We start from the raw sequence: 13,663 nt of genomic DNA on the forward strand, positions 1-13,663 counted from the left end.
TTTACCTGATCATATCTGCATCTGTATATCCGTATTCTTTATTTCCGGAAAACATTACAAACGCTTCAGCAATTTCTTCGTTTCTAAAAAAAAAGAGTCTTTATAGACCTTATGACCGGGCGGCGGGTGCGACAGCATGTCGGAACGGAGAGATTCCAATAACATGATCTGTTCCTTCTGTTTCCAATTGTCTGTTTCACCCTGCTGTATGCCTTTAAAACCCGCAAAGTATTCACTTAACACTTGTAAATCATTCCCCAGCTCTATTTTGTCACTTGAAGATAACTCCCCCTCTTTTTCCCATTCTTTTAACGTTTTCACTATATTTGATAGATACTCAAATCCGGCGTTCAACTTTTGCATCTCAATTTGATAGCTTGAAATGATATTTTTATGTTTTTTTCTAACGGGGTTGAATTTTAAGCTGTCAGAGGCTGTTTGCAGCATCTCTTTTGTTGTATGCAGCTCCTGCAGAAGATTGTTCATTTTATACGCCATGAGGTTCCCTTTTCCTTGTCCCCACTCTGATTGAACCCATTTGGAAAGGTCTGAAAGTGTGCCGGAAAGCTGACGAGCCAATGTTTGAAAAGAGTCCGCTGCCTTTTTTGTGTAGTCCGGCGGGAAAAGGAACATGTGAACCAGAATGGCAATGATGACGCCGATCACCGTATCGATGATTCGGTCGAATGCATAATCTTTAGCGTTTCGTTCAAACGTAAAGACCAACAAAATGGTGAGCGCTACCTGATGTAAAACCGTTACATCTATTCGTAACCACTTCGCAATGTAGGTTCCGCCTAATAGGAACAGCCCCAGTATCCAGCCATTCATTGGCAAGTGACTGACAAGATAGGACGTTAGCATGATCCCAATCGCAGTTCCCGCAATACGATGAAAAGAAAAGCGAATTGACTGATCTATCGTTGGCTGCAAACATAAAATAACAGAAAGAGGCGCTAAATAGGGGTGATCAGAGCCCGCCAGTTTTGCCGCTTCCCACGAAACAGCAGATGCAATCGCCATCTTCCAAACCAAAGATGTTTTGTTTTGAATTTTTTCACTTTTCATCATACGCCCTCTCCTTTCAGAAACCTTTTCCACTAGGTTTCCGTGACAGAAAGGGATTTATACTGACATATGGAAAATGCGAAAGAAGCTGTTGTTCAGAGGGGGATTCTTGCATGACGGCTTCTTTTTGGGGGTTGGGGAAACCGTTAGCCTTCAGAAACATGAGGCGTAAGGTTTGGCTAGAGGAGAATCCTAGTCCATTAAAAGAAAGCGAAGGTAAGATCCGATTAAGGCAAATGGAAAAATGATTGTCATCGTCGGCTACACGCTCTTATACAACTCCTACGGTATGCAGCTCGTCACTGATAAACACTTTAAATCAAAAGCCGAAGTGTTGAGCACAGGAACCGATGTCTTAACGGTGAAACGATTAATCGACAAAGAGCCAGAGCGGAAGAAAGTGAAGGAAACGAATGTGGGAGAGGAATTGTTGCAGGAAGTTGCGAATTTTAGAGAGTTTGCGGGAGTATCGGTATATGGAGTGAGGGATATTTAGGGTTCAGAGATGATTCTATGGGCTTTTTCATGGTTTTAACAGACCATTTAGCCCATTTCTAACAAGGTCTGTTTTTCTACTTTATAACTGCGTAAATAATAAAAATATAGGAGGATATTATTTTTACAAACTCTTATTTTCAAAAAATAAATAATATGTTAAAAAAAACCACAAAAATAGCCATGACGTTATTATAAGCACGAAAAGGATAATGGCTCTACCGATTGCTCTTTGTGAAGAAGGTTTGACTCTTTAACTAATCTTATTGAAACAATATTTATTCATTTTGCTGGTTGCATTTTAATACCTCCTATTCTTTATTCAAGTTAATAATATATATTCAACTTTTGATTAAAAACGTGTGCTGTTAGCTGCTAACCGTATTTATAAGAGAGTACTAATTGCAAGCTATTTATGGAAAAGTATATAAAAAACGAAACCAAACCATACGATACTAAGTATAATAGAACCAGATAGAATTAAGGGGGTTACAGCATGGGGTATCAACCAGAAGCAGAACTAGAGAAAAATTTACATAAACAACTTGTAAATCAAGGATACCAAGCGGTTAAGATTGCGAACTATGACGCATTATTAGCTAATTTTAAGCAACAACTTAATTTATTCAACGAACATAAACTAAATGGTCAACCGATATCAGATATAGAATTCAAGAGAATCCTTACGTTAATCGAAGGAAAGAGCATTTATGATTCTTCAAAGATCTTACGCGATAAACTGTTAGTTGAACGTGAAGATGGTACGCAACTATATGTAGAATTGCTAAACACAAAAGATTGGTGTAAGAACCTTTTTCAAGTCACGACTCAAACAACAATAACTGGTAAGTACACAAACCGCTATGACGTGACAATCCTAATTAATGGCTTACCACTCGCTCAAATCGAATTAAAAAGGCGAGGACTAGACTTTAAAGAAGCATTCAATCAAATCCAGCGTTATCGTCGTCACACCTTTACTGGCTTGTATCGTTTCCTACAGATCTTTGTCGTTAGTAATGGGGTCGATACAAAATACTTTTCAAACTCTGATTATGACATTCAATTTGGCTTTACTTTCTTCTGGTCAGATGAGAAGAATGAACTGATTACAAGCTTGCAAGACTTCAGTCGATCATTCCTACAACCATGCCATCTAGCAAAAATGATAAGTCGTTACATGGTCATCAATGATACAGATAAAGCTCTAATGGTCATGCGTCCATATCAGGTTTATGCAGTAGAAGCACTTGTTAAGCGTGCTACTGAAACAAAGAATAATGGCTACATTTGGCATACAACAGGCTCTGGTAAAACTTTAACTTCTTTTAAAGCAGGTCAAATACTAGCAGACGAGGAAAGTATTAAAAAAGTATTCTTCCTTGTTGACCGCCAAGATTTAGATAGCCAAACCATTTCTGAATTTAATAAGTTCCAAAAGGGGTCTGTAGACCGTACAGACAAAACAGAGATACTAATTGAGCAGGTTAAAGATCCAATGAAACGTTTTATTGTAACAACAATTCAGAAGATGAATAACGCCATTAAAAATCCAAGATACGAAAATATTATGGCTCCTTACAAACAAGAGCATGTGGTCTTTATCATTGATGAGTGTCACCGTAGTCAATTTGGTGATATGCGCAAAGAGATTGATCGTCATTTCCAGAACTCTCAATACTTTGGATTTACAGGAACACCACGCTTTGTTGAAAATAAAAGTCAAGATGGACGTACAACTGCTGACCTATTTGAGAAATGTTTACATCATTATCTCATCAAAGATGCAATTCGAGATGGTAATGTACTTGGCTTCTCTGTTGAATATATTCGTACGTTTAATGCTAATATCAATGAAGAAGATACTACAAAAGTACAAGCTATTGATACGGAGGAAGTTTGGCATGACGAGCGACGTCTTAACCTTATAGCAGACCATATATTAGATAATCATATTCGTCGTTCAAAGAGCAAAGGTTATTGTGCCATGTTTGCAGTTGACTCAATTTCAACACTTATTAAGTACTATGATATCTTCAAAAAGAAGGACCATAAATTAAAGATTGCTGGGATTTATTCATATGGACAAAATGAGGAAAGCGATGGTACTGGTGAGCATTCTCGTGAAGCATTAGACCGTATGATTGTAGACTATAACAAATTGTACAACACTGACTATTCAACAGAAACTTGGGATCGATACTTTTCCGATGTTTCAAAAAAAGTAAAACATGCACAGATTGACATTTTACTTGTTGTAAAAATGTTCCTAACTGGTTTTGATAGTAAACCACTTAACACTTTATATATAGATAAAAACATGGTATATCATGACTTACTTCAAGCATACAGTCGTACCAATCGCGTTGAAAAATCAACAAAGCCATACGGTAACGTCGTTTGCTATCGAAATTTAAAAGACAATACTGATGATGCAATTAAACTATTCTCTCGAACAGATAATGTTGATACGGTATTAATGGCTAGTTATGAAGAATACCTAAAAGCTTTTAAAGACGCACTAAGAAGTCTACGAGAAATTGCAGTAATTCCAGAAGAAGTAGACGAACTAGAACGTGAAGAAGATAAGCGAAAGTTCATCGTCGCATTTAAAAATGTAACAAAAATGCTCCAACGTTTACAATCATTTTCTGATTTTGAGTTTGATGAAACCGAACTGATGATTTCACAACAAACATATGAAGATTACAAAAGCAAATACTTCAAAGTATATGAAGAGTTTAAGCGTAGTGAGGCGTCAAAAGAGTCTATTCTGCATGACATAGACTTTGAATTAGAGCTTATGCATACAGACAAAATTAATGTCAGTTACATTTTAAATCTGATTGCAAGTCTTAACACAGAAAATGAAAAAGAGCGTGACAAAGAGATTCGTTTCATCAAACAAGAATTAGAACATGCATCCGATCCAAAGTTACGTCTTAAAATTGAATTGATTAAAGGTTTCCTAGATAAGGTTGCACCAACATTAGCGCCTGATGAATCTGTCATCGATGCATACAATCGTTACGAGGAAGAAATGAGTGAGCAGGAACTCACAACATTTGCGAAGGAAATAGATATCGAAGATAGTGTATTACGTGAACAAGTATCAACATATGAGTATTCCAATTTAATCGAAAAAAATGCGATTATGGATTCTTTATCAGGATCGTTCTTGAAGAAGAATAAAGCAATTAAACATATTACTTCGTTCATTCGTGATTTTACAGATAAATACGGTGCATAGAGACCAATTTTTAATTAATCCAAATAAATATTCCATTTATTAAGGAAGAGCGCAAAAACGCGCTCTTTTTTGATATTTTTAAAAATATCAAAAATAAAACTAGAAATTTATTGATATTTTTAAAAATATCAGTTACACTAAGTTTAGTGGTATTGATATATTAAAATATATCATAGGAGGGGTGTTGTGAAACTTAATCAAATTGCACAATTTACACAAGGGGCTTTTGCAAATCGGTTAGAAACTTTCTCTAACAACATCGAGACAACAAAAGTAAGACTGCTTTCACTCAAACAATTTAACGAAACCCTTGGACTGACTTATCGAATTTCAAATGAGAAAAGTGCTGAAATAACTGTACCGAAAGAAAAATTAACACCACAACTTTTAACAGATACAAATAGTTTAATTTTACACACACATACCCAAAAAGTTGCTTTGTTACCTGAGAAATATAGCGGGTTATTATTAACAAATAACTTTATTAAAATTCAATTGACAGGCAATGCAGATGCCTCCTTCTTTGAATGGTACTTTAATGAACATCCAGCGATTCAAAAACAGCTGTCTGTGTTAAGTGAAGGAACAGTTATTTCATTATTAAAACTTTCTCATTTAAAGAATTTAGAGATTGACTTACCACCTATTCAAAAGCAAATAACAATTGGAAAAATTGCTCAGTTGAAGAAGTTACAAGAGTCACTAATGGCTGAAAAACGCGACTTACAACAGATCTATATTCAACAGAGGCTAATTCAAAGTATCAACGTGAATTAATAATATCTAAGGAGGAACTTATTATGACAACAAGTGAAAAACAACGTCAACAACAAGCTGAATTACATAAAAAATTATGGGCAATGGCAAATGATTTACGAGGTCAAATGGATGCCAACGAATTTAAGGATTATATTTTAGGCTTAATTTTCTATCGTTACTTATCTGAAAAGGTAGAAGCACGTGCAAAAAAATTACTAAAAGACGATAACATATCTTATGCAGTAGCATGGGAAAATGAAGAATACCGTGAGGACTTAGCAGAGTATCTTATTGATGAGTTGGGTTATGTAGTAGAGCCGCAATTCCTGTTCTCACGTTTCCTTGAAGAAATCGAAAAAGGGGCAAATGGTAACTTTGATGTAGAGATGCTACAAAACGGTGTAAAAGCAATTGAATCATCTACTTTAGGTACTGAAAGCCAAGATGATTTCCAAAATTTATTCGACGATATGGATTTAACTTCTTCCCGCTTAGGGCGTACAGTGAAGGATCGTACAAATTTAATTTGTAAAGTAATTGTCAACATTGCCGATATTCCATTTTTACAAGATGATGTAGAAATTGATATTTTAGGTGATGCATACGAATACATGATTTCTCAATTCGCAGCAAACGCAGGGAAGAAAGCTGGAGAGTTCTATACGCCACAACAAGTATCTAAAATCTTAGCGAAGATTGTAACTGCGGGAAAATCAGAAATACGTGATGTATATGACGGAGCTTGTGGTTCAGGATCTTTGCTACTTCGTGTAGGTAAAGAAGCTAAAGTACACAAATATTACGGACAAGAAAAAGTATCAACAACATACAACTTAGCTCGCATGAATATGTTGCTACATAATGTCCCTTACCAACGTTTCGATATTCAAAATGCGGATACATTAGAAGAACCACAACATATCGACCAGCGCTTTGAAGCAATCGTTGCCAATCCTCCATACTCTGCAAAATGGAGCGCAGAGGATAAATTTAAAGACGATGAGCGTTTTAGTGCCTATGCAAAACTAGCACCAAAATCAAAAGCAGACTTTGCATTCATTCAACACTTTGTCCATCAATTAGATGATAATGGTACAATGGCAGTTGTATTACCACATGGTGTACTATTCCGTGGAGCGGCAGAAGAAGCCATTCGTAAATACTTAATCGAAGAAAAAAATTACTTAGATGCAGTGATTGGTTTACCAGCGAGCATTTTCTATGGCACAAGCATTCCAACGTGTATCCTTGTATTCAAAAAATGTCGTAAGCATGGTGACAATGTATTATTTATCGATGCATCTATGGAATTTGAAAAAGGAAAAAATCAAAACCTTTTATCTGATGAACATGTTGAAAAAATTATTGCTACATTCTTAAGTCGCAAAACAATCAACAAGTATTCATACGCAGCTACATTAGAGGAAATCAAAGAAAATGATTATAACTTAAACATCCCACGCTACGTGGATACATTTGAAGAAGAAGTTCCGATTGATTTACAAGCAGTGGAACAACGTCTAAAAGAAATTGATGATGAAATTGCTGAAGTGGACCGTGAGTTAGAGAAGTACTTTAAAGAGTTGGGGGTGTAAGGATGAGTGCACCTAAATTAAGATTTAATGAATTTAATGATGAATGGATTGAAAATAACTTAGGATCAGTTTGTTCATTCTCTAAAGGCAAAGACCTATCAAAAGCAGATTTATATGAAACAGGTGAACCATGTATCTTATATGGGGAACTTTATACAAAATATGGACCTGTCATTAATGAAGTTCACAGTAGAACAGCAAAAAATTCAGATTCTCTTATAAAAGCTAAGAAATATGATGTATTAATACCTTCATCAGGTGAAACTGCCATTGATATTGCTTGTGCAAGTAGTTTAAATCTAGATAATGTATTAATTGGTGGAGATTTAAATATCCTTACTCCTTCTACTGAAGTAAACGGCCATTTCCTAAGTTATCAAATAAATGGAAAACGCAAATATAAATTATCAACTTTAGCACAAGGTGCAACAGTAACACATTTATATGCAGATTCAATTAAAAAACTAAGTTGCTATTTCCCTTCATATGATGAACAAAAAAAAATTACTTCTTTCTTACAGCTAATTGATCAAAAAATCCAACTTCAACAAGAAAAAATCAACTTGCTGAAAGAAAAGAAAAAAGGCTATATGCAGAAGATTTTTAATCAAGAATTGCGATTTAAAGATGCAAATGGTAAGAGTTTCCCCAACTGGGAAGGAAAATTAGTTAGTGACATTTTAAAACTTAATCTACGTGAAGTAGATAAACCTACAAATGCTTATATGAGATTAGGCCTTCGAAGTCATGCAAGAGGTACATTTCATGAACTAGTTACCAATGTAGAATCTGTAAGCATGGATAAGCTTTATGTAGTACATGAAGGTGATTTTATTATTAACATAACATTTGCTTGGGAACAAGCTCTAGCAGTAGCGGATAATACTGATCATGGAAAATTAGTTTCGCATAGATTCCCAACCTATTTATTTAAAGAAAATCATCATAAAGATTTTTATAAATATTTCTTTACTACTAAATATTTTAAATATTGTTTAGGCAATGCTTCTCCAGGTGGTGCTGGTCGAAATAGAGTATTAAATAAAGCTGCCTTTATGAATATTCAAGTTAATATTCCAACGTTTGATGAACAATTATTAATTAGTAACTTCTTAAGTAATTTAGATAAGAAATTACTTTTTGAGGAACAAAAACTAGAATTATTACAACAAAAAAAACAAGCCTTCATGCATCAAATGTTTGTTTAATAACGGATAAAAAGCTAGAGTATTATGAACGTACTCTAGTTTTTTTAAAAAAACAAGGAGGTTTTCTCGATGAAACCTATTTTTTCATATAATACTGACATCAATAAAAATGCTTACATGAATTGGAGAACAAACCGATTTGATCATATTCATAATATGCTTGTAATAGCAGAGGGTTTTATGAATTCATCAATTTCTTTAGCCGAAATCTGCATAAAGGACAATCATGATAAAAAGGCAGATATGTTAATTTTTCCTATTATATTTAATTTAAATCATGGTATTGAAGTCTACTTAAAAGCCATGTGTTGGAATTTAAATCAGCTATTAAATAAAGCTAAAACCTTTGAGCCATCTCATAATCTTAAAAATTTAATAAAGGAAACGAAAAAATTAATAATAGAATTTGATAACCGAACTGAAGCATTACAATGGTCTTTACAATTAGAAAAATATATTGATGAACTCTATACTAAAATTGAAACTGTCAAAGATAATGGCAAAAAAGTTTACGATATTACATTTGCTCGTTATTCCTTAACAAGAGATTTGGAACCACAATTTTACATTACAGAATTCAACAACGTTGTAATTGACTTAGAAAACTTCGTACAGTTTTTTAATGATGTATACAGAGATTTAGACAATATGTCATCTTATTTGTTAGATATATTGGAACAAAGAAATGAACTTAAAGCTGAAATGGAATCTGAATATCATTAAATTCATAACCATTCTTTTATAGGAACAGCACCCTCCACTTTGAAAGGTGCTTGTGCTGGTTCTTATTTTCTCAAAAAACCTCATTTACTTATGATAAGGCTCCCCGCGATTAATCCGAAACGCCCGATAAATCTGCTCCACCAGAATCAGCCGCATCAGCTGATGAGGAAATGTCATCTTCGAGAATGACAGTTTGTCGTCTGCGCGCTTCATGACGGCGTCGCTTAGGCCGAGTGAGCCGCCGATGATGAAGGTGATTTTGCTTTTTCCATATGTCGCCAGCTTATCTATTGTATCGGCCAGTTCTTCGGATGTTTTCATTTTTCCTTCGATGGCGAGGGCGATGACATGGGTGTCCGGGCTGATTTTGGCCAGGATGCGTTCGCCTTCTTTGTCTTTGACGATTTTCATGTCTTGGTCGCTCAGGTTTTCCGGCGCTTTTTCGTCCGGGAGTTCGATGATGTCGATTTTTGCGTAGGCTGAGAGTCGTTTTTTGTATTCTTCAATGCCTTGCTTGAGGTATTTTTCTTTTAGTTTTCCGATGGTCACAATATTGATATTCACAGGTCATCCCCACTTTAGAAACAAGTTATTCATATATATTGTCCACAATTGTGGATATCTTTTCTGTATTTTGTGTAGGATCATTCGTTCCCTACTAGATATGTTGCAGTGTCCCCACATAATTCACAGGCTGTGGATAAACTGTTAGTATGTTCGATTTTTCTGATTTCGGGCGGAAGTTCATGATCATCTATGTACATGTCCAGCACGGTTTCGATATGTTCTTCACAAGAATAATAAGCGGTTTTCATTGTTACATCCTCCGATTTTCTTTTGCGCGCGGCAATTGTTCTCCTTTCAATATAACCTATTTATACACATGTTAGTAGTGCTTCGGGCTGAGTTTTATCCACAATTCGGCAAATCACGCGCAAAAAGAGCCGGTGTTTTCAGCATCCGGCTCTTTACGTGTTTTCTCTTTTTTCTAAGCGAAGGACGAACAGAATTCCTAATAGACACGCCAGCAGTGTAGAGCAAACATCAATCCAGTCCGGCTTTCCGCCGTTTAAAAAAGAGTTGGTAATTACGGAAACCAGGAGAATGGTTACGGTCACCGCGGCAAGCTTTTTCTTCATCGGCTCCCTCCTTCATCTGACTGTCTTCTGCTTTTACGGTTCAAATTCCTCTATCTCTATGTTCGGTCGGCTTTTTTCTTGCTATATAGCCTTATCATGAGGGTCACAACGATATATACAATCATAATCAATGCCCCGTTACTCACATCAGGGTATCCAATCAACATATTCATTATGACAAAAACAATGGTTATACAAATGACGGACAACAATAAGAAGATACTGAATGATTTCAAATGACCACCTTCTTTCTTGCAGTAACGTTTCATTATAAAAAGCTTACCAAAACGGCAAGCTCTTCCGATATGTTTATACTCTTCAAAACCCACCCATCACCTGCACATCATACAGCTTGAGATGGCTTTTCGGCGTGACGATGTTTTTTAAATTTGGGATGGTCAGGTCGTTCAGCTTTTTGCCCGTTTTCAGGTCGAAGGATTCGATTTTGGCAGGCTTTTTGTAGCTGTACGTGAACAGATACAGCTTTCCGTTTTGATGGGTCAGCTCCTTGAAGTCGGCTTTCATTCGTGATGCGGGGAGCTTGAAGGCTTTTTTGCTTTTTCCGGTCTCAGAGTTGATACGGTACACGTTTCCGAAGCCGTCAACGAAATAGAAGCTGCGCCGCTCCATGAAAAAGCTTTTTTTGAAGCTGAACGGCATGGAGTCATAGATCGTCTGTTCGTCATTTTTATAAGCGGCGATATCATACGTTTTGATGGCGCCGCTCTTTCTCATAACTTTCACCATTTGATAGATGTGATCTGCTTTTTCCCCTCTGGTGACAAAGCAGACGGCGCTGTCGTCCGCGGCGAGCTGGGATTCGACAGACGTGCCATCTTTATACGTCCATGTCGCGATTGATTTTGTATGGAGCTTCTCTTTATCAGCCTGAATGTCTTGAACGTGATAGCCTTTTTCGTCATCTGTCGGCGTGAGTGCGAAAAGATGATCTTTAAAAAAGCCTGAAGCGCGGATATAGTGCGGGATGACGTCTTGCTTCCACTTGCCGTCAATCTGGCGGTACAGCTCTGAGCGATAGCTGCCGCCGCTCTTGTCGTAGCCCGAATTATACAGCGTGTAAAAGCCTTTCGCCCGCTCGATATATCCCGCGCTGTCTCCCGTATGCTGGTACGCTCTTTTATATGTGTGAAGGCCGTCCTGAACGGTATAGATTCCTTTTTTGTCCTCCAGCAGCACGCTGCCGTCATGCACTTTGGCCGATCCGAGCTCAAGCCCCTTCATGTGATAAGAAGAGAGCCGTCCTTTTTCATCGGCGAAGAGGGCGTAGCTTTTTCCGCCGCCGAACGTGTCTTGGTCAGCCGCAGTGGAGAAGTACAGCAGCGCCTCTTTATCTTTCAGAAAATCAGGGTCATTTAATGTGTCTCTCGCAACCTCCGCAGGGTCTTCCGTGCGGAAATAGAAGAAGCATAAGATCGCTGCGGCGATGATCACTAAGGATATCCAGATGATTTTTTTCACGTTGTTCTCTTTAGTGAATGGTCAGAATCGTGGTTGTGTAGGACGAGCTTGTGATGTCGCGCGGGTATACGCCTAAGCCGCCGTTAGAGTCGATATCAATCCCGGCTTTTAAGAGGAATGCCGACCACAGCAGTTTTGAGCAGTTTTTGGCGCCTTCATGGCCCGTATTTCTGTTATTGACGAAGTTGAAGGAGTACTCATCACCAACTCTTGATACAGCCCAGTCAGCGGCGGCTTGTTTTTGGGCATCGGTAACTTTCACGGTCTGAACGATTGAATTGTCTTCGACTTCTCTGCCGTTATAAGCAATCTGGCGGACGCCGTCTCCCGGCACGGATTCAACAATTTTATCAGCGGATGAATACATGCCGACATGCCCGTGGTTGTAATAAGCGGTGTATGAGTTCGTGTAATAAATATTGCCTTTTGTGCTTTTCGGAAGTTTTTTGGTTCCTGACGATCCGCCCATCGCAGAGAGCCCTTCTTTGGAAGCGATTACATTTCCCTGCACCTTGTCTGCCGTGATTTCTTGATGAAACTGCTTGAGAATTGCTTCTGTTGAAACGTGCTTCTGTTTGGCAAGCTCTTTTGCGGATTGGAGAACGTCTTGAGGGGTCGTGCCCTGCTGAAGGTCTGCGATTTCTTTTGCGTAGCGGGCTGTTTCTGTTTCTTTCGCTTTTACATTCATACCGGAGAATGACAGAACCATGGTGAATGACAGGGCAAACGGGAGGACGGCTTTGAACAACTTTTTACACATATTACTTCGCCTCTTTTCTTTGAGTATAATTTTTCCACATTTGTATTATATGACGGAATTGCGATAAAAAAATAGATAATTTACAGATTTTTAAAAATTTTATAACAATATGTAAATCATATGCATAAACATTTTCAAATATCAGGAAATCCGGTTATCATACAAGAAAGGGGGAGGACATATGAAGGACAGAACGATCGGTTCGATGCGGGTTTCCGCAATGGGGTTAGGGTGCATGGGCATGTCGGAATACTACGGCAGCCAGAGTGAGGAAGAGTCGATTTCCACCCTGCATCATGCCGTTCATCTCGGCGTGAATTTGTTTGATACGGCTGATCAATATGGATTGGGTGCAAATGAAGAGCTTGTCGGCAGAGCACTCGCCCCATTCAGAAAGGAGCTTTACCTCGCGACGAAATTCGGTTATGTCCGAAGCGAAAAGGGTGAGTTTATCGAAATTAACGGACGGCCCGATTATGTGAAAAAAGCGTGTGAAGCCAGTCTGAAACGCCTTGGGACGGATTATATCGACCTTTACTATCTGCACCGGGTTGATCCGCGGGTGCCGATTGAAGAAACTGTCGGCGCCATGAAGGAGCTGATAGACGAAGGAAAGGTGAGATATATCGGATTGTCAGAGGCTTCCGCAGAAACGATCAGGCGCGCCGTCCGCATTCACCCGATTGCCGCGCTTCAATCGGAATATTCTTTATGGAGCAGGGAAGCGGAGGAGTATGTGCTGCCCGCCTGCCGTGAGCTCGGCATCTCATTTGTGCCTTACAGTCCGCTCGGCAGAGGTTTTCTTTCCGGAAAGATGACGTCGACCGATCAGCTGGATGCCGATGATTACAGAAGAAGAACGCCGAGATTCCAGGGAGACAATTTGGCGGTGAATATAGGGCTCGTCCAAAAACTTACCGCCATTGCCCGGGAAATGAATATCACTGCTCCTCAGCTTGCGCTCGCATGGGTTCTCGCAAACAGCGATGACCTTATTCCGATTCCGGGTACAAAAAAGAAACACTACTTGGAAGAGAACCTCGCCGCTCTCGACATTGTGCTTCCCGAGGATGTGAAGGCGCGTTTGGATGAGATGTTTCCGATCGGCACGGCGGCCGGCGAGCGTTATCCGGAACACATGATGACATTGTTAGATGAATAACAAAAGAGGCCCATCGTGCGGGCCT

The 13,663-nt window shown here is 38.3% G+C and carries 12 protein-coding genes and 1 pseudogene; 7 read left to right on the forward strand and 6 right to left on the reverse strand.

Annotated features, from left to right (window positions below):
- Positions 1-54: 54 nt before the first annotated feature.
- The gene (locus tag AC3WTF_RS17130; protein WP_492314321.1) at positions 55-1,071 is read right to left on the reverse strand and encodes an FUSC family protein; all 1,017 of its coding nucleotides are present in this window, start codon (positions 1,069-1,071) and stop codon (positions 55-57) included.
- 191 nt (positions 1,072-1,262) lie between these two features.
- Here AC3WTF_RS17130 and AC3WTF_RS17135 point away from each other — a divergent pair.
- From AC3WTF_RS17135 to AC3WTF_RS17160, 6 genes and pseudogenes are all read left to right on the forward strand, one after another.
- Positions 1,263-1,553 (forward strand): annotated as a pseudogene (locus AC3WTF_RS17135) (fructose-bisphosphatase class III); the annotation flags it as partial.
- 506 nt (positions 1,554-2,059) lie between these two features.
- A complete protein-coding gene (locus AC3WTF_RS17140) occupies positions 2,060-4,813 on the forward strand; it encodes a type I restriction endonuclease subunit R (RefSeq protein WP_047936343.1) in 2,754 nt (917 codons plus the stop codon).
- Positions 4,814-4,999: 186 nt separating this feature from the next.
- On the forward strand, positions 5,000-5,590 hold the full coding sequence (locus AC3WTF_RS17145; protein WP_047936344.1) for a restriction endonuclease subunit S: 591 nt from the start codon (positions 5,000-5,002) through the stop codon (positions 5,588-5,590).
- Between the two features lie 23 nt (positions 5,591-5,613).
- Positions 5,614-7,167 (forward strand): type I restriction-modification system subunit M, encoded by a 1,554-nt coding sequence (locus AC3WTF_RS17150; protein WP_047936345.1) that lies wholly within the window; start codon positions 5,614-5,616, stop codon positions 7,165-7,167.
- A gap of 2 nt (positions 7,168-7,169) precedes the next feature.
- Positions 7,170-8,375 carry a restriction endonuclease subunit S gene (locus tag AC3WTF_RS17155; RefSeq protein WP_047936346.1) on the forward strand — a complete coding sequence of 402 codons (1,206 nt, stop codon included), beginning with the start codon at positions 7,170-7,172 and terminating at the stop codon, positions 8,373-8,375.
- A gap of 69 nt (positions 8,376-8,444) precedes the next feature.
- Positions 8,445-9,098, forward strand: a complete 654-nt coding sequence (locus AC3WTF_RS17160) for a hypothetical protein (RefSeq protein WP_047936347.1) — start codon at positions 8,445-8,447, stop codon at positions 9,096-9,098.
- Positions 9,099-9,182: 84 nt separating this feature from the next.
- Here the strand turns inward: AC3WTF_RS17160 and rlmH are convergent, their stop codons facing one another.
- The 5 genes from rlmH to AC3WTF_RS17185 form a co-directional block, all read right to left on the reverse strand.
- Positions 9,183-9,662: a 23S rRNA (pseudouridine(1915)-N(3))-methyltransferase RlmH gene (gene rlmH / locus AC3WTF_RS17165; RefSeq protein WP_007614932.1), complete on the reverse strand. Its 480-nt coding sequence runs from the start codon at positions 9,660-9,662 to the stop codon at positions 9,183-9,185.
- An 80-nt stretch (positions 9,663-9,742) separates the two neighbouring features.
- Positions 9,743-9,913, reverse strand: a complete 171-nt coding sequence (locus AC3WTF_RS17170) for a CxxH/CxxC protein (protein ID WP_004393147.1) — start codon at positions 9,911-9,913, stop codon at positions 9,743-9,745.
- 153 nt (positions 9,914-10,066) lie between these two features.
- Entirely contained in the window at positions 10,067-10,237 is a 171-nt protein-coding gene (locus AC3WTF_RS17175; protein ID WP_007407875.1) for a hypothetical protein, read from the reverse strand.
- Positions 10,238-10,555: 318 nt separating this feature from the next.
- The gene (locus tag AC3WTF_RS17180) at positions 10,556-11,716 is read right to left on the reverse strand and encodes a YycP family beta-propeller protein (protein ID WP_129004221.1); all 1,161 of its coding nucleotides are present in this window, start codon (positions 11,714-11,716) and stop codon (positions 10,556-10,558) included.
- Between the two features lie 10 nt (positions 11,717-11,726).
- Positions 11,727-12,476, reverse strand: coding sequence for a YiiX/YebB-like N1pC/P60 family cysteine hydrolase (locus AC3WTF_RS17185; RefSeq protein ID WP_020958093.1), 750 nt, complete (start codon positions 12,474-12,476; stop codon positions 11,727-11,729).
- A 181-nt stretch (positions 12,477-12,657) separates the two neighbouring features.
- On the opposite strand from AC3WTF_RS17185, the gene AC3WTF_RS17190 reads away from it, so the two are divergent.
- Positions 12,658-13,638 carry an aldo/keto reductase gene (locus AC3WTF_RS17190; protein WP_119027060.1) on the forward strand — a complete coding sequence of 327 codons (981 nt, stop codon included), beginning with the start codon at positions 12,658-12,660 and terminating at the stop codon, positions 13,636-13,638.
- Positions 13,639-13,663: the final 25 nt, after the last annotated feature.

Source organism: Bacillus sp. EB106-06-01-XG163 (assembly GCF_058791615.1).